Genomic DNA, 17,213 nt, shown 5'->3' on the forward strand with positions numbered 1-17,213 from the left:
CATACCCCCCAAGGCCGGCGCATTATCATGAAGCCCCGGGGCATCATTCACACAGGCTTACCTGAAAAATGGGTCCATCGCGCACACCGGGCAGGGCGGTCAGGCGGTTCTTTACTGAATCGGGTTGTGGGAGGCTTGAGATTGGAAATAGAGGGGTCCGGATTTGCTTTGGCGGGAGGCCGGCCCCTCTGCTCTCAGGGAATGGTGGGGAAGGAATCTGATTGCAGTTTACAGAACTCCGGCGAAAAGAAAATGGATCAGGATACCTAAATTTAGATAGGTATAAATACCTACCTCACTGACGGCAGAAAGCCTGCTTTCAAGCTCCCCTCACAGGCTGATGGATACATAGCCCTTTCGAATGGCGTATTTCACCAGGTCGGTGCTCTTCTTAATGTCCAACTTCTTCATGATATTGGACCGATGATGCTGCACCGTTCGAATGCTGATGCACAGGAGATCGGCGATTTCCTTGTTCGATTTCGCTTCGGCGATGAGCTTCAGCACCTCCCGTTCCCGGTTGCTCAGGGGCTCGGTTTTTGACAAATCTTCCGCAGTGGGCGAGGTGCTCCGGGAGGATTGCACGATCAACTGAGACACCTGGCTCGAAAGCAATGAGGAGATGTAGACGTTTCCCTTGCGAATGCTTTCAATGGCCGCTACCAACTCGTCATCCGCATCTTCTTTCAAAATGTAGCCATCGGCACCTGCCCCCAGAGCATGATAAAGGTATTCCTTGTCCTTGTGCATGGTGAGGATGAGCACCTTCATGTCCGGATGGCTCCTCTTGATCTCCCGTGTCGCTTCGATCCCCCGCAGATTGGGCATGGAAATATCGAGGATGACCAGATGCGGCGGTGCCGCCTGCAGCAGCCTCAAGAGCTCGAGACCATCCTTCACTTCTCCCGTCACCCTGAAAGCGGAAATTTCTTCAAGGATGCGGCGCACTCCCTGTCGAAACATCATATGGTCGTCGGCCAGGACAATGAGATAGGGATCCATCATCCGACTCCTTTCTCTTCTATGGGGATGCGGAGGATGATGCGGGTGCCTTTGCCCACTTTGCTCCAGATATCCAGCGATCCTCCCAGCATGCGCGCGCGTTCGTCCATGGCTGAAAGGCCCATGCCCCTCTCGGTGGCCCGTTTCTGCAAATGATTATCTAAATCGAACCCCTGTCCATTGTCTTCGATGGTGCTAAGGAAAAAACCGTCCTTCTCTTCGATGGTGATCCACACGGTGCTCGCCTGGGCATGCTTGGCGATATTCGTTAGAGATTCCTGAAAAATACGGTAGATGGCGATGTTCATTTCTTTGGAAAAGGACTCCTTGAAGGGGTCCATTTCCAGGACGCATTGCACATGGAGGCGCTTGCTGAAATCGTCGAACAACCGGCGGAGGGCGGCCGAGAGTCCCAGGTCTTCCAGAATGGATGGGCTGAGATCGCGGGAGAGCCGCCTTACTTTTTCAATGATTTCATCGACAGATCGAAGGCTGCTCTTGCAGCCGCTTCTCAGGCTCTGCTGGTCCTGGAGCAATTGTTTTTCCACCAGCTTCAGCTGCAGCTTCAGAACCATGAGAGCTTGGCCCAGTTCGTCGTGCAGTTCTCTGGAAATCCGGCTGCGTTCTCTTTCCTGAGCGGTCAGAAGCTGATTGGACAGGCTGCGAAGCTTTTTCTCAGACTGCCTCAAGGCATCCTCTGCCTGCATTTTGGCGATGCCGCTTCCCATCTTCCGGCCTATGGTCTGGAACGTTCTTTTTTCTTCGGGAGTAAACGTCCGTTTCTTCTTGCTGAAGAGGTAGAGGGTCCCGATGTAGCGGGAGTTGGAAAAGAGGGGGATGATGGCGCAGGATTTGAGCCCCCAGCGCTCCGAAAGGACTGGGAACTGGGTCGAACAATCCTCCCAGAAAAGAAGTCGCTGCAGTCTGAAGCGCACCGCTTCCAGCTGCGCCTGGCATCGATGCTCCTGCAGTTCTTCCTGAAATGCATCGGGGAGCCCTTTTTGATGAAGCAGTTCAAGGGGTCTTGCGGAATCCTGGGCAAGGCAGATGGCTCCCCCTTCGAAATGCATCAAGCGCAGAGTGAAATCCAGAAATTTTTCCAGCAGCGCATTGAGATGAGGGGCTCTGTTGCCCCAGCCGATGATCCTGTTGAGGAGATCGATCCTCTCAGCGCGTAATCTTGAAAGCAGTTCGGCGTGCTTGGCGTCCGTGATGTCCAGACCCACACCTTGATATTCCACGGGCCTGGACCGTTCGTCAAAGATGGCTCGATCGGTCCACCGCACCCAGTGGATTTCTCCCGTCGGGCCTACGATGCGATGCTCTATGCCAGCGACAGGATTTTCCGGGGTGAGTCGGGCGATATGCTTTTTGAGCTTGGAGTGATCCGATTTGGGCAAATGGTACCAGAACTTGTGGCCGACCAGATCTTCCCGCGATTCCTGGAAATAGCGGCAGTAAGCCTCGTTCACGAAAGTGATCGTTCCATCCGCGGAAAAGCGCGAGATGAGCTCTGTCTGATCCTCCACGACGGCGCGATACCGGGCTTCGCTGTAGCGCAGGGCATCTTCGGCCCGTTTGCGATCGCTGATGTCGTCGAAAATGGCGACGACCTGACCTGATGGAAGTCTGAAGGTATAACTTTCCAACCAGCGATCTTGTTGATTTCTATCTCGAAAGGTGATGGGGAGATGTTCGGGTTTTCCAGTCGTCCAGACTCGCAGGAGAATTTCCATGACGTCCAATGGCTTGATATTGGAAAAGACCTCCAGGGGGCTTTTTCCCAGGATGAGCTCCCTGGGGAGCCCGGCAATCTTTTCAGCGGCGCGATTCAAGTTGCGAAACACGAGGTTTGATCCGCCAGGCAGTACATCGAATACAGCGGCCCCATTGCGCATACGGTTGAAGAGCTCTCTGAATCTTGCCTCGCTGGCTTTGAGCTTTTCTTCAGAGCGCTTGAAATCTGAAATGTCGATGCCATAGTGGAGAAACATGTTTGCATCGATGGGGACCCACCATATGTGCCACGTTCGCCCGAATGTGTTGATCTCGCGAACATTTTTCGATGTATTGTCGGTGAGGGCGTCTTCCGCCCGGCAAAAAACGCATCGCGACCCGCCAGGGGGAGGTGATCCTCCATGCTGTTCCATGTACTTTCTATCGTTTGCAGGAATATAAAGGCTGTGGGAAAATTCCCGCCAGCAGAGGCCCCCGACTCTGGCGCCCATCTTACGCGCCGTTTCATTGGCAGCCAGTATAAGCCGATCCTTGTCGATGAGCATGGTGGGATGGGGCAGGGTGTCCAGGAGCAACTGGGCCAGCCGGATGAATTCGGTCTGTGCCGGCATGAGGGAGTTTGCCTGGGCGGGAGCAGTTGCCGAGGCCTCTTGGTCCCGGCATTCCTGCACGCAGGATTCCACCGTACCTCTAAGGAGCGCCTCTGCGTCCTCGCCAGGGCTTTCGGCACCGGTGCGGGATGCAACCGATTTTCCACCTGGAGGACACTCGGCCAACGAGACCCTGAGCCGCAGGTCCTTCAATTCCTTTATGAGTTGTGCTTTGGTCTTGAGCTCATCTTGCATAGATCGACCGTCATGCTCTTGAATGAAGTGGGGTGATTCGGGAATACCTGGGCGATGCCATTGTCGCCCCCCTGCAGAGCCGAGATTTTCCGAAGCGTTTCACATGCCTCTCAGTTGGAGGGGCTCCCCTTTTCAAGGAACCGGGGAGGCGGCGAATGCACAAATTTTTACCGTTCGAGAGAAAAATGGCAATCCTATTTTGGTTAACTGATCCTTGTCCGAATGGAAATCCCTGTGTTATGTGTGTGCCTGGCAAAAATTTCCGGATCTTTAACAGTAGAGGAAGCCCATCGCAACGCCCGCACTTTATACTCCTGCATTTTTCGCCATGGCCGTCGCCAATCTGTGCATGCTGTCCAGCTTCGGGACTTTTTTCCTTTTCCCCCTTTTCATCACCGAGCGGGGTGGCAATGAAGCGGATATCGGGGTCATCATGGGGGCCTTTGCTCTCGCGTCCGTCCTCTGCCGTCCCTTCATTTCCGGAATGATCGACCGCATCGGCCGGAAGAAGAGCTATACCGTCGGGGCGGCGTGTATGACGGCCTGTCCTCTCCTCTATCTGCTCTTTCGCGGAGATCTCGCCAACTTTTATTATCCGCTCCTCGTCGCCCGAATCGTCCATGGGGTGGGATTTGCCATTTGCATCACGTCCGCTTTCACCTTTGTGGCGGACCTGGTACCCCCCAAGCGGCTCAATGAAGGGGTCGGTATTTTTGGGGTCTCGGGGCTCGTGGGGTCGGCTGTCGGACCCGTCATTGCCGAGCTGATTCTGAAGCATTACGGTTTTCCCATCCTGTTCGGGTTTGCCGCGGGAATCGCCTGCATCGGATTGCTCATTCATCTGCCCCTTTCTGAAACCTATGTACATGTTTCCAAAATCCCGTCCGGCTCTTTTTTCATGGTGTTCAAAATGAAGCGGATTCTTTTCGTGGGGATCCTGGCCCTGTTGTTTGGCTTCGGCATCGCGGCGTCTAACAATTTCATAGCGCCCTTCGCTCAAGAGAAACGGTTGGTGTTCATTTCGTTGTTTTATGTCTCCTATTCATCCGCCGCGGTTCTGACGCGGTTTTTCGGGGGCAAAATGGGGGATCACCTGGGCGAGGAGCGGATCATTCCCCATGCCCTCCTCATGGTGGGCGCAGGATTGCTGTCGCTGACCCTACCGGGAGGAGAGCTCATGCTCCTCCTGTCAGGGTTCCTGGGAGGCTGCGGGCATGGCCTCCTCTATCCCTCTCTCAACGTTCTTGCCATTCGAGGGGAGCCGGCTCACATGAAAGGCAAAATCACGGGCGTGTTCACTGGGAGCATCGATGCGGGGGTGTTCGTGGGCTCCATCGCGCTGGGCTATATTGGGCGATGGGCTGGATTTCCCAGCCTTTTCCTGACCGCCGGCATGGCCCTGGTGCTGGCGTTTGTGATCTTCTGGGTGGAGACCCGCCGGCAATGGGCCTCCAGGTTGCCCTGCCAACGGGAATAATAGACGGTGTTCTGCCGCTCAAAGGACCCCGCGATAGTAGGCAAGTCTGCGAGCGTAAGGGCTGAAGAGATCGATGAGGTCCGTCTGGTCTTCGCGGTCGAGAAGAGTGAAGTTTCGCGCGGCGTTGGCCAGCACCTGTACATGCTCGGGCAGGGAACAGCCGACGATGGCCACCGTGATGGGCTGGGAGAGAGCGAATCGGATGAGGAGGTCCGCCGTCAGCCCGATCTCCGGTGAAAGATAGTGGGAGGCACCCAGAACCTTCATGGCAATGACGGCGACACCCCTTTCCACGGCCAGGGGAAGGGTGGAATCCATGAACCCTCCCAGAACCCCTTCCACAGGGTTGATGGGCATCATGACGGAATCCACCGGCCATTCTGCGACAGCACGACTCAAAATGGCGGGATCATGGTGGCCGGTGACTCCGATGAAGCGCGTTTTTCCCTCTTTCTTCGCCTGGATGAAGGCTTCGAGGGCGCCCTCGGACCCGGAAATGGCCTGTAAATCGCCTTCGGTCCTCACATCGTGGATTTGCCACAGGTCCAGATGGTCTATGGCCATGGTCCTGAGGGTGCCCTCCAGATCTTCCATGGCCTTTGTCCTGGACCGCTGCGCCGATTTGCCCGCCTGGAACACTTTTGCCCGCTGGTGGGGATTCTTCGACCAGGCACGGCCATAATAGCCCTCACTGCCCGCATAGGCCCGTGCACAGTCGAAATACTGGATGCCCTGGTCCAGCGCTTCCCGTATGACAGCCTCCGCAGCTTCTTCCTGCCCGTAGGTCCTCAGGATCCCCTCGCCTCCGAGCCCCACACAGGTGACTTCGCTTCCGGTTTTTCCAAACAGCCTCATGGAAATGTCGTTGGGTTGCACGATGAGCTCCTCGGTGCATGATATTCTGGATGAATGAGGCACACGGTGTGCACTGTGGGGGACAATGCTGCATGAGCGTGTCACCTCAACTCATGATGTACCGGCTTCCTTGTCACGCGATTCCAAGGCTGCCAGGCGACGCTCCAGGATTTCGATCCGTTCCTGCAATTCAGACAATTCCTTTTTACGGACAAATTCAAGGTTTTCCACCCATTTCTTCATGGTATCGGAGGTCTTGGAGTTGATTTCCTCCCACTGCTTTTCCCCGGTCTTGATGAGCTCTTCAGTCAGTTTTTCGGATTCTTCCGTTGAAATCTTCCCCTCTTCCACCAGTCGCCGTGTGGCCTCTTCAACCTTTTCCTTCGTGAGCACCACCGCTCCAATCCCCGCCAGCAACCCTTTCTTGATGAATTCCAGCATAAGCTCAATCACTCCTTCAAAAGTGTCGTCCACCGCAAGACAGACTGTATCGTTTCAAATGGGCCATCACGATGCAGGAGAACAGTGTGATTCTTCAGACGTATCTTGCAAATTAGCCATGCACGAACGATAAAGCAAGGGAGCCTGCGTCGAAGGGTAAAGATGGATCAGTTTAAATGAGTCTAAAGTGGGGAGGGGAAGTCGTTCCATGGACGAAACCATACGGCAACGGATGATAGAACTGCTCGCCGGCGGGGAATATACGGACCGGGATCTCTCGCAGTTCCTTGGGATTTCGGAAAAAGACGTGGTGTACCATCTCGAGCACATTGCCCGGTCCGTTCAGGGGCAGAAGAGAAAATTGAAAGTCATCCCTGCGCGCTGCATGGAATGCGGCTTCACCTTTGAAGACCGGAGACGCTTTTCCAAGCCAGGCCGCTGCCCCCGCTGCAAAGGTGAGCACCTGCAAGACCCCAGGTATCATATCCAGTGAAAGCCGCTGCACATCCCCCTTGATCCCCCTTCAAAGGGGGGCTTCAAAACCTTCCGCTCTGGATGATGATTTTCTCTGCCAAGTACGCGTGAGGTGGAGGATGGCGGTTTATGCTTTGCTGCCTCAGCCCATGCCATCCCGATGTGCATCAGGCTCTTGGGGATCGCGCCCATAATAGAGCCTGTACAATCCCCGGTTGCTCATTCCCAGGAAATACAGCAGCATGAGGCAATGATTCTGGAGCGAAGCCCGCAGCAGGCCTCTTTTAAAATACCGATGGGGGGAGGTGTGGATGCTTTCGGGAATCTTCAGCACGCGCCCTCTTTTTTTACATTGCCGCACAAAGTCCACATCCTCCATGAGAAAGGGATTTCGGAATCCCCCTGCCTCCCAAAAGACGGCATGGCGACAGAAAAGTCCCTGGTCTCCGTACGGCAGCCCAAACAGGCCCGCCCGAAGGTTCGCCCACCTGGCAATCAAATCCAGGGCGGGTGTAGATGGAGAGAACGCAAGCTGAAAACAGCCGACGCTCACGGCGGGGTCCTGCGATATCTTGCGCACATGATAGGCGAACTGGTGGGGGGGCACCGAGTCGTCGTGGAGGAACAGGAGGATGCTTCCTTCTGCCGCCCGGGCGCCTGCATTGAGTTGCATTCCACGCCCCCTGCGTGAGACAATCCAACGGATGGAGGCACTTTCTTCCTCATTCCGGGGAGGTGTTATCCCTTCGGAGAGGGCCACGACGATTTCATCTCCGGGCCAGAGCTGGGGTTCCAGGCGGTGAAGGAAGGAGCTGACGGCTTCGGGGGGCCGCACCGTGGGGATGACGATGGAAAGCTTTTCTTTGAAGAAAAAATGGTCCCGGAGAGGCTCGAAATCCTCGGGGCGATCGACATCCTGCTTTTCCTTGAGCTTTAGGACCTGCAGTCCGGAGGCGGCGAGAGATTTTTCCGTCCTCCCGTACACGGTATCGGTTCCCCATTCCTCGAACTGGAACGGGGCGGAGCAGGGTCGGTGCAATCCCACGAGATAGAAACCGCCGTCCCTGGCCGGCCCCAGGGGAGTCAGCCCCTTTTCCAGAGCATGGAAGGCGTCCTCCAATATTGCACCTTCCGGGTGGGCGAGGTCGGTACCCACCAGCACGGTGTGTTGAAATCCAAGGGCGAAGACCTGACGCAGGGCGCGGTCCATCCGTTCTCCCAGGTGGTGCCCCACCTGGGGAAGAAAACTCCAGGGGCCGGGGTAATGTTTTTGAAGGATCTCGACTCTGTCCGCCGGCGTGAAAAAGACGAAAAGCGTCACATCGGGCCTGGATCGTTTGAAGTCCGACAAAACCCCCAGGGTTCTTCGTACCATGATCTGGTAGATGCGCGCCGCCTCTTCCACGCCCACCCCGGCGGCCAGGCGCGATTTCACCTGCCCTGCTTCGGGTACGCGCATGAAAACCAGGACTGCCCTTGCTGTGGCGGCCATATCCCGGGATCGAGCGTCTGAAACGGATGAAGACACCGGCCGGCTTCCCTGCCTCAGTAGGCAAGGCTTCCCAGCGAGCGCATGATGAGGGTGAATCCCATGGCCAGCATGCCCATGAGGCCCATTCCGCAGGAGAACCCGGCCAGCAGGACCGGGGCATACTGCCGCCAGGCGACACCGTATTTTTTCATGAAATAATACCGTCCCAGCAGCGCTCCGATGATTTCAAGAAAAATGCCGTGGGGAGTGGATTGCCCCAGTCCCCGGGTGACTCCATACACCAGCATGACGGGGAGCTTAAGGGATGCGAGTGCCCAGTAGGTGAGAACGCCAAGCCCCATTCCCAGGGCCATGTAGTCGACATTGAGGGCCTGGAAAAATGGCGAATTCCCCTCCAGGGTGGCACTTTGAAGCAGGAGGGTGTTCAGGGCCTGGAGGTGCCAGAGCTCCTGGGCGTAGGGGTACTGGGTGGAGGGGATGGGAGCCAGGCGCCAGATGTATTGAGAAAAAAGCAGGCTGGCGATGAGCACCACCGGAATGACCAGGATTTCCGCCTTGACGATGCTCCGGAAGCTCGTGCCCGTGAGCTCGATTTCCCTCCACCGCTGGGTGGCCTTTCCGTAGTTGTGGAAAGGGATGGGAGCGTACCAGATGCCGATTCCCGTGTATCCGAAAAATTTGGACGCGGCGATGAAGCTCGCTTCACGCACCATGGGGAGGCTCACAAACTGCCCCGCAATGCCCTCCATTCGCGCGGAAACATACGAGATGATGGGCGTGTAAATGAAACCGTACGCCACGAGAAAGATCCAGGGAAAGCCCGGCACCAGCCAGGCGGAGAACAGGATATAGGCTGTCGTGGAAACGATATAGATGCCAATGGCGATCCAGATGCTGAAGTCGCCGCGGCCTGGAGGCGGTGTGAACAATATCTTGAAGCGTTCCTTCAGGGATTCCTGGAATTTCTGGCGAAAGCTGAAAAAAACGTGGAAGATGCCGATGGCGGCAATGGCCAGACCCAGCCCGATCCCGAAGCTCATATAGAAATCGAAGTTGTTGGCGAAGACCGTATCCACCGTCCCCATCCCCTTGTGCCAGCGGTGGAGAATGCCGTGCTCGTAAAGGATGGGATTGGCGATGAGGGTGATGAGGAACCCGATTCCCCCTCCGATGACCGCCCAGAAGGGCAGGACCATGCCGATGAACAGGAGCCCCAGATCCAGCTGAATGCCCGTGGCTACGGCAGGCAGGAAATCTTCCGTGACAGGAGTCAGGTCGATCCAGGGGATGGGAAAGAGATGAATGGGCTCCGAAAGGATCACCCCCGAAGCCGCCGGGAGCAGCACATAAAGCGCTCCGAATGCCAGCCCTATCATGGCGCCGATGGAAAAAACGCGCCATTTCCAGCTCGTTTCCGCCCGGTCCGCCGATTCCGCCAGCGCCATGTTGCCCAGGGCTCCCACAGGGGCCATGGGAAAAGGGAGCTTTTCCACATCCGAAGTCAAGCGGTAGAGGGCATAGCCCAGACCGAAATGGTCGACGGCGGATATGATTTCGAAGCCCATCATGAGAAGGATGGGAACCATCCAGTCTCGGTGGAAAAAGGTGCGATCCACAAGGGATTCGGATCCGGGAGGAGGCGCTATCCAGGCGGGGATGAACTGCGTCAGTCCCAGCATGCGCGCGGCTTCGGATTGCACCAGGTACTGGTTCCAAAGGAGTCCGGAAAAGGGGGAGGCCATGGCCGCGCCCGCCATGTAATAGAGGACGAAGATTTCCTGTTGGCGAAGCCGGGTATAGGATCGCTTGGCAATTTCGGCAAAAATGATGATGGTGACCCAGCGAGCCGCGGGACCTACCCCTGTGCCGATCACCAGGCCCAGATACATGGATCCGGGCATCATCAGGAATCCTATGAAGATTGCCCCGATGATGGATTTCCATCCGAACCCTTCCTCGAATTTCTCGGGGGGCTGTAAAAGATCTCGATATTCTTTGAGCTCTTTATCCTCGTACATCCTCAGACCTTTCCGGAATGGCTTGCCGTTGAAGGAAAGCCTTCAGAGACTTCGCCATGGACCCTGCTGCATCACAGAGGGAGAACGTGATAACTGATGGAAGCGAAAAACCCCACCACCAGCCATATCAAGGCCATCACCATGTCCCCCACGATCAACCCGAAGAAAAGACCGCGCACTTCCTTATAATGCTTCACTCCCCCATAGCGCAGGACGAGGGTGTTGCAGAGCCAGCCGATGAAAAAGCCGAACCAGAGCACCTGCATGGCCGACGTGTAGGCGGTGAGATAACCGATGGGGTGCAGGGGCCACCAGATATAGCGGTGATATCCAAGAACCAGGAATCCCATGACGGCTGCACCGATGATGCAGAAGGTCATGCTCCATTGCTTGTATTCTTCGGGATGGCTCAGGAGCTGGGCGGCATTTTCATGGACGCGCCGGGCGGTCTCCAAGGCCCAGTCGTCCGGGAGCGTGTTGATGCCGTATTTGTAGTAGACCGCCAGCAGGGCCGCAAACGATACGACCAGCCCCAGGAAAACCGACGCCAGGACACCCCAGAGAAACCGGCGCCTGGGCGCAGCCCTCTCCGACAGCTTGGAGGCATGGAAGAGTGAGGGCATGAGAGATTCCCGCATATCGAGAAACGCCACCTTTTGAACGACAACGGACATATAGAGGGTCACAGGGGAGAGGATGCGCGTGTTGAGAAAAGCCAGGAATCCATCCGAGGGGGCCAAGGCCAGTGTAAAGTACGGCAATCCCCCTTGACAGACCAGTCGCGTCATCACCAGCTGTACCATGAAGCAGACCCCCAGGAACAGGAGGGTCGGAAGGAGATCCATGCCGATGAAGCAGAGCCATCCGGTCATTCCCAGAATGCCCCCCACGAAAAGAAAAAACGCCGTTCGTGGGTCCAGGAGTCCACGAAAGTCATCGGCCAGAGGCTGCTTTCTGAAGATGGATTGCAGGACCAGTCGCAGATGGTCCCGGGCGAGCCAGACAATGAAGAAAAAGAAAATGGCGAAGGCGCCCATCATCTGCATTTCCTCCACGCGGGACAGCACCGGACTGAAAGTGGTCCCCAGGGCTGCAGCCGGGAGTCTCCAGCCTGCGAACTGTAAAACCCCCGGCAGGAATCCGCCCAGGATGAAGAAGCACCAGAAGCTGAAGGAAACCTGCTTCGATGCCAGGAAGGCGAAGCCGATGAAAGCCGGGTAAATGTAGATTTTCGCCTTGTAAAATCCCGACAGCAGGCCTTCCTTGGGGATGTAGGGCTGAGCGAGGATCAGGGTGGGGATTTGGGGTACTTCTGGAAAATAGGTGTGCAGCCCGTTGAAAAGGTGCAGGACGACGGGAATGCTGAACCCCAGGATGAAGTGGTTTTGAGTAAAAAATTTCCAGAGGCCCCCTTCCTCGACGGCCTCCCCCATCATCTCCAAAACGCGCAGGAGCGGGAAATTCATCTTTTCATTTTCGATCCACTGGTGGGAGAAGAGCCCCACCATGCCGAGCATCGCCGTGTACAGCAGCAGAACGAACAGGCCCCACCAGAAGAGAGGGACCATCCAGGCGGACCAGGGGATACGGGTGAGGATTTCCCACCAGCTCATGTCAAGCCCCCCGTCCATGCCGCTGTAAAGGTCGGCAAGCATTTCGGGATCCTGTGGAAAGAGGGAGGGCGGGGTGAGGGGGACGAGGATCTCTCCCAGGTTGCCTGCGGTGGTTGTAAACCACTTGGGGGTCGTGATGTTGATGATGAAGGTTCGGAGGAGTCCCGTGTAAGCGATCCCGGAGGCGGCCGTGATCATGGACCAGATGAGGAGCAGTTCGGCGAAATGGAAGCGCCAGCTCCGCCTCACCCGAGTCAGGACAGGATTGAAGACCAGTAGCAGAAGGAGCAGGCACCCAAAGGCGGCTAGGGGGAAATGCCCTCCCGCCAGGGGACTGTTCAGGATCTTGATGTTGTTATAAGGCGTGAAGGCGCACACCAGACCGGCCAGCAGGAAGCCCGTCAGCAGGGCGGGCAAGCGTACGTGTGTCTCTCGCATGCGGGATTATCCTCGATCGTGCCGCCGGTGTCCAAATAATAGGATACGAAGAGGCGGCGAGGGGAGCGCATCAGTTGGAACGGCTTCTATACACTGAAGGCCGACTTGGCCTCCTGGTCCATCAAGCGCCACAGGAGCATCTGTTTGCGCAAGGCCTTGATGAAATTTTTGTTGGCCCTGACCCATGCGGACTGTTCTCCTGAAAGGCGGATCATACGAATGGCAATTTCCAGGTATCCCGGATTATCCGGGGAGGGGCAGCAGTAGAGCTGGATTCTCTGCTTGATGCCGAAGTCGAAGGGAGCGAGCCACACGTTGGTTCGAATCATCAGGCAGACCGGTGCCGGCATTTCACCGGGCTCCATGAGGGGGGCATCCTCGTCGAGGCTCACGCTGTCCACGGCAAAAGCCCCGTGGGTGATGTCTTGATGAGCGAGATAGAATGTGTTCAGAAAACCCATGATGCCTTTTTCCTCCTCGTATTTCAGAAGGAAGGGCAGGTTCATGAACAGTGTGTCCCCATCGGGCTCAGGCAGCGACCAGGTGCGCTCCACGTCGGGCATGGCCATTTCCGCGGCCATGCGCGCGGGATAGAGCGCGGCAAGGAACACCACGGAAAACACGAGGAACATGCAGGCGACGCTGGCGAGAGAGGAATAATTGAAAGTGAGCGTCGAGAAGAGGGCGGTGTTCCCGAGATAGCGGGCGCTCAGCTGGGCCAGTATGTACCCGATGACCGTCGAAATGACGGCCATGGAGAGGGCTTCCACGATGAAGAGGAACCCCACATGAGTCGGAGCCAGTCCGACGGACGTGTACGTCGAGATCTCGCGCTGCCTTTCATGCACATGGCCGATCATGGTGTTGAGGGTGATGAAGATGACGATCAAAATGGGAACGAAGAGGTTGGTCACTCCCTGGTAGCGCAGCGTGTTGCTGGCGCTCTGGTACCATGAGCCGTTGTCCCCCACGAAAAGGGGATAGGTGAGCCAGGACGAAAGCTGGTCGGCAATGTCCACGGGACTCGTTCCGGCAAACGGCAGGACGGTCACTGTCCGGAGCTCCCCTCCATAATCGATGGAATCGTGGAACGGGATGAGGACCGTCGTGTTGGGGTTGGCGAATCGGAACCGCTCCGACTGGGGCAGCATCTCTTCCCCTGATTGCATGGCCTCGATCTCCACTTCGGAAAGCTCCTCGCTATGGCTCATCTCCATGTAGGCGGGCGTGATGGGATTCTGGTCCAGGTCCTTCAGGGTTTCCACACGATTGCCGTCAAAGTACCCGATGACTTTGAAGGTGTCACCCAGGAGCGTAACGGGCACATTCAGGTCCTTTTCCGGATGGAGCTTCAGCTTTTCCGCGAGGGCCAGGGGCAGAATCACCACCCGGGTTTCACGAGGGTTGAACCACCGCCCGTGCCGGACAATGTCCTTGAAGATTTCAGGGGGATTTGATCCCAGGCCCAGAATGCCCTCCAGGGAGGAATAGACACCGTCCCGATAGATGCGTGCAAGGCTGCGATCGGAATTGTTGGATCGATCGATCCAGCCCTTGGGCCAGACCGTCGCGGTGGGTTCGAAGCGGGCGCGCAGATATTCCAGTGTCAGCAGCGTCAGGGGGAGGCGATACTGATGGCGCACCAGCACACCGGGGTAGGGGGCGACGTCGGCGATGCGCGTGCGGGTGGTGGTGTGGAGACTCTTGACGTTGGTGAAGGACATGACGGTGAAGGTCAGGATGATCAAGGTGATGCAGGTCAGCCCCGTTCGGAGCTTTCTGCGGTTGAGATTGGATACCCCGATGGAAAATCCCGCTCCGAAAGACTGCCATTTGCTCGCCTGCGGTGTTGCCGGGTGGGTTCCTCCCAGGGGAGAGTGCCGGCCGGCCATTTCATGTTCGAACCGCATGAAGATGATCCAGGACACAAGGAAGGACAGGCCGACAATGAAGAAGGCTATGATGACCACCATGGGGCTGTACGTCAGGTAAAAGGCCGGGTGGAGGGCGCGGATGACGAGGATGGTCAGGATGAGAATCAGGAGGAACGCAGCGATCTGCTGATAGACGCCGCGGAAGCAGAACAGGTAGCGCTCCATGCAATACGCAAAAGGCACAAAGAGGGCAATGAAGAACATGACCCCCGTCAGAACATCCCGCTGAGTGCTTTCAATTTCGGCGTAGACGACGTTCAGCTTGGCCCAGGCGGACTGTATCCGCTCCCAGTACGCGCCGTACTGCTTCTTTTCCAGGTCCTTCCGGGAATTTTCCAGTTCATCGATGGACGTGGCGTAGAGGTTCTGAAGGTGGCGGTTGGTGATTCCGTGCTTGAACAGGTTCTGGAGGCGTTCCCCCAGCAGCAGACTCAGGTCTTTTGCCACTTGAGCGGGCGGGAAAAAAATCTGCGGGGGGCTGCCGATGAGGAAACCCTTGCCCGTGGGGAATTCCGGAGTGCTGTTGAGGAGGAAGAAGTCCTTTCCGAGAAGGGTTTCAGACAAAATGAGCTTGAAGCGGGTTCCCTTTTCCAGAAAAATGGAAATGGCATTGGTATTCCGGCCGTCGATCCTGGAATACCAGTAGCGGAGAGGCGTGGCTTCGGTCGATCGGTCGAGAAGCTGTACCTTGGTGAGATGGCCCAGGTTGCGGGGATTGAAGGCCCCTATCACGTCTGTCTGAAGGCAGTGAAACATGACGAGGGACGTACTGGCCAGGTCGCTCTTCACCTTGATGCGGTAGTTGGTTTTTCCCGTCTGGGCCTTGTCTGCCGTCCATGCCACCCGGCCCGTTTCCGGATCGAGACCGTACGGTTCCAGGATCAGCTTTTCGAGAGCGACCCGCGAGTTGGCCAACCCGGGGATGAAGAAGGTCCCATCCTGGTGCACCATGGCCCTGAAAATCGAATCTCCCTGCAGGATGGAAATGACGGTATTGGGGGCTGGCTGGTCGGGAAAGAGCTCTCCCTGGCGGATGAACTTGGCCTGTCCCTCCAGGCTGGCCAGCCCACGGATTCCTCCCTCGGACAGAGTGGCCAGCGCAGGATGTGAAAAAAGCTCTTCCAGCAGGGGCGGAAAAAACTGAGCCAGCATCTTCACATTGCCCTTGTGGACGCGGTCCAGCGTATCCTGGGGCGTGGACCAGTGTGTCCGGTAATCGTCCAGGGTCATGAGGGAGACGGCGGGCAGACCGGCCAGGGCCCCCACGTCACAGCACGGATGATGGACTGCCGGAGACTTGCCCAGGCCGCCCTCCTGGCCGCCTCCACGGGAGGTATCCCGCAGGATGTTCGGGAGCCCGCTTTCTCGAGCAATTCTCGGCCCCATGGCATTGAGCAGGTTGACGAGCCTGCCCGCCCGCATCGTGCGCCTCACGTTCCCGCGAACGGGATAGGTGTCCCCCATTTCCACCAGTCCCACATGGGGTGAATGGGAGGAGAGATAGAGACTGAGGAAAAAGATGGGAGTGTATTCATCCACGATGTTTCTCAGGGACAGGGTGGAATTGAACACATCCCTCCGGTCTTTCAGCTCCTTGCGGACTTTCTTGAGATCCGGGGCGGCCTCCTTCAGGAGCTGGATGGCCAGGGGGCGCTGCTCAGGCGTCATGGACTCCATGTCGTTGAGCCATGAGAGGCGTCGAAAAGCGCGGGCGGCTTCGATGTCCTCAGGGGCGACATCCTCTCCGAGCATTTTGCGGTATTGACTCTCCCGAGTGAGAGCGTCCGTTCTGTCTTTGGCTTTTTCCAGGAGCAGCTCCCACATGAGTGCCCGATCCTGCGGTTCCTGGACGGAAAGGGGGTCGGCCGACCGAATGAGATCCAACTGCCGATCCACCTCCCTCCTCTTGGCCTGGAGCTCTTTCGCCTCGTTGCGGAGCCGTTTCTTGCGGGTGGTGATGGACCAGATGAACTGCCTCATGCCCGCCAGGCTCTGTCCGTTCCCCGTTGTGGCGAGGAAGAGCACAGAGCGATCGGGTGGGTTTTGAGCCAACCTGCGGACGGCCGCAAGGAAAACGCTGATGGACGTTGCTTCATCGGCTCCCGGGGCTGCGCCGAGCACTGCCGAAGACGCATCGTAAAAGGCGTCCAGAACAACCAGCTCCTTGCTGAGCTTCGGGTCCTTCCCGGGGATGAAGCCGTAGCAGTTCCGCACGATCTTGTTTTGCCATTGGGACCTGGATTTGACGACGGCTTCCACCGTCCGGTCCAAAGCCATGGCTTTGAGCTTCTCCCCCGTTTCGGGAGGGACCCAGAACCTGGGAAAGGCCAGGGGAGTAGGGGTTTCCTTCTCGCGGAACTCGCCGATGTTGGCCTCCTCATTTCCCAGGAATACGAGAGCGTGCGCCCCCAGGCCGTAGAGCCTGGGCCAGTTGTCAAAGGACGCCATGTCCATGAGGATGATGGCCCCCTCTATTTCCTTGCCGTTCAACTCGTCCAGGTCCCCCGTCCCCACATAGACGAGGGGGCCTCTCAGCCCCGCTTCGGGGGTCATGGGCAGGTACACCAGGTTGGGACCCCATGGGTGGATTTCCAGGGTTTGACCTTCGATTTCCAGGGTGGCTGAAAGCATTTCGGGGACCGGGGTCATAAACTTCTGAACCCCAATGTTGGAGAGACCCGCCTCTTCGAAGGCCTTCAGAATATAATCGGCCGCCCGCTCACTGCCTGAAGTCCCCGTGGATCGATCGGGGATGCTTCCAAAAAAGGTCAGGTCATCGAGCACCTGCTGAGGGGGTGCTTCACCGGTCCACCCCAACGTCGGCAGGATTGCCAGCAGCAGGATGAACACGACAAAACCCGGGAAGACACTCCGTCTTTTTCCCATG

At 57.1% G+C, this 17,213-nt stretch carries 10 protein-coding genes; 2 read left to right on the forward strand and 8 right to left on the reverse strand.

Going from position 1 to position 17,213, the window contains the following annotated elements:
• Positions 1–330: 330 nt before the first annotated feature.
• Positions 331–1,005 carry a response regulator transcription factor gene (locus tag MWC30_RS04680; protein ID WP_244082995.1) on the reverse strand — a complete coding sequence of 225 codons (675 nt, stop codon included), beginning with the start codon at positions 1,003–1,005 and terminating at the stop codon, positions 331–333.
• A complete protein-coding gene (locus tag MWC30_RS04685; RefSeq protein WP_244082996.1) occupies positions 1,002–3,584 on the reverse strand; it encodes a PAS domain S-box protein in 2,583 nt (860 codons plus the stop codon). The genes MWC30_RS04680 and MWC30_RS04685 overlap by 4 nt, the downstream gene beginning before the upstream one ends.
• A gap of 328 nt (positions 3,585–3,912) precedes the next feature.
• Between MWC30_RS04685 and MWC30_RS04690 the strand changes: the two genes are divergently transcribed.
• Complete coding sequence (locus tag MWC30_RS04690; RefSeq protein ID WP_244082997.1) at positions 3,913–5,061, forward strand: MFS transporter; 1,149 nt, start codon at positions 3,913–3,915, stop codon at positions 5,059–5,061.
• A gap of 18 nt (positions 5,062–5,079) precedes the next feature.
• Here the strand turns inward: MWC30_RS04690 and MWC30_RS04695 are convergent, their stop codons facing one another.
• Both MWC30_RS04695 and MWC30_RS04700 read right to left on the reverse strand, forming a co-directional pair.
• The gene (locus tag MWC30_RS04695) at positions 5,080–5,937 is read right to left on the reverse strand and encodes an aldo/keto reductase (protein WP_244082998.1); all 858 of its coding nucleotides are present in this window, start codon (positions 5,935–5,937) and stop codon (positions 5,080–5,082) included.
• Positions 5,938–6,027: 90 nt separating this feature from the next.
• A complete protein-coding gene (locus MWC30_RS04700; protein ID WP_244082999.1) occupies positions 6,028–6,357 on the reverse strand; it encodes a phasin family protein in 330 nt (109 codons plus the stop codon).
• A gap of 208 nt (positions 6,358–6,565) precedes the next feature.
• Between MWC30_RS04700 and MWC30_RS04705 the strand changes: the two genes are divergently transcribed.
• Positions 6,566–6,850, forward strand: coding sequence for a transcriptional regulator (locus MWC30_RS04705; protein WP_244083000.1), 285 nt, complete (start codon positions 6,566–6,568; stop codon positions 6,848–6,850).
• 123 nt (positions 6,851–6,973) lie between these two features.
• Here MWC30_RS04705 and MWC30_RS04710 read toward each other — a convergent pair whose 3' ends face one another.
• The 4 genes from MWC30_RS04710 to MWC30_RS04725 all read right to left on the reverse strand — a co-directional run bounded on the left by MWC30_RS04710 (position 6,974) and on the right by MWC30_RS04725 (position 17,212).
• Positions 6,974–8,359 (reverse strand): TIGR04282 family arsenosugar biosynthesis glycosyltransferase, encoded by a 1,386-nt coding sequence (locus tag MWC30_RS04710; protein WP_244083001.1) that lies wholly within the window; start codon positions 8,357–8,359, stop codon positions 6,974–6,976.
• A 17-nt stretch (positions 8,360–8,376) separates the two neighbouring features.
• Positions 8,377–10,341, reverse strand: coding sequence for an OPT/YSL family transporter (locus MWC30_RS04715; protein ID WP_244083002.1), 1,965 nt, complete (start codon positions 10,339–10,341; stop codon positions 8,377–8,379).
• A 71-nt stretch (positions 10,342–10,412) separates the two neighbouring features.
• Positions 10,413–12,392 (reverse strand): DUF6785 family protein, encoded by a 1,980-nt coding sequence (locus MWC30_RS04720; RefSeq protein ID WP_244083003.1) that lies wholly within the window; start codon positions 12,390–12,392, stop codon positions 10,413–10,415.
• Between the two features lie 86 nt (positions 12,393–12,478).
• Positions 12,479–17,212 (reverse strand): FtsX-like permease family protein, encoded by a 4,734-nt coding sequence (locus MWC30_RS04725; RefSeq protein ID WP_244083004.1) that lies wholly within the window; start codon positions 17,210–17,212, stop codon positions 12,479–12,481.
• Position 17,213: the final 1 nt, after the last annotated feature.

It is taken from the genome of Desulforhabdus sp. TSK (assembly GCF_022836495.1).
Lineage (GTDB): Bacteria > Desulfobacterota > Syntrophobacteria > Syntrophobacterales > Syntrophobacteraceae > Desulforhabdus.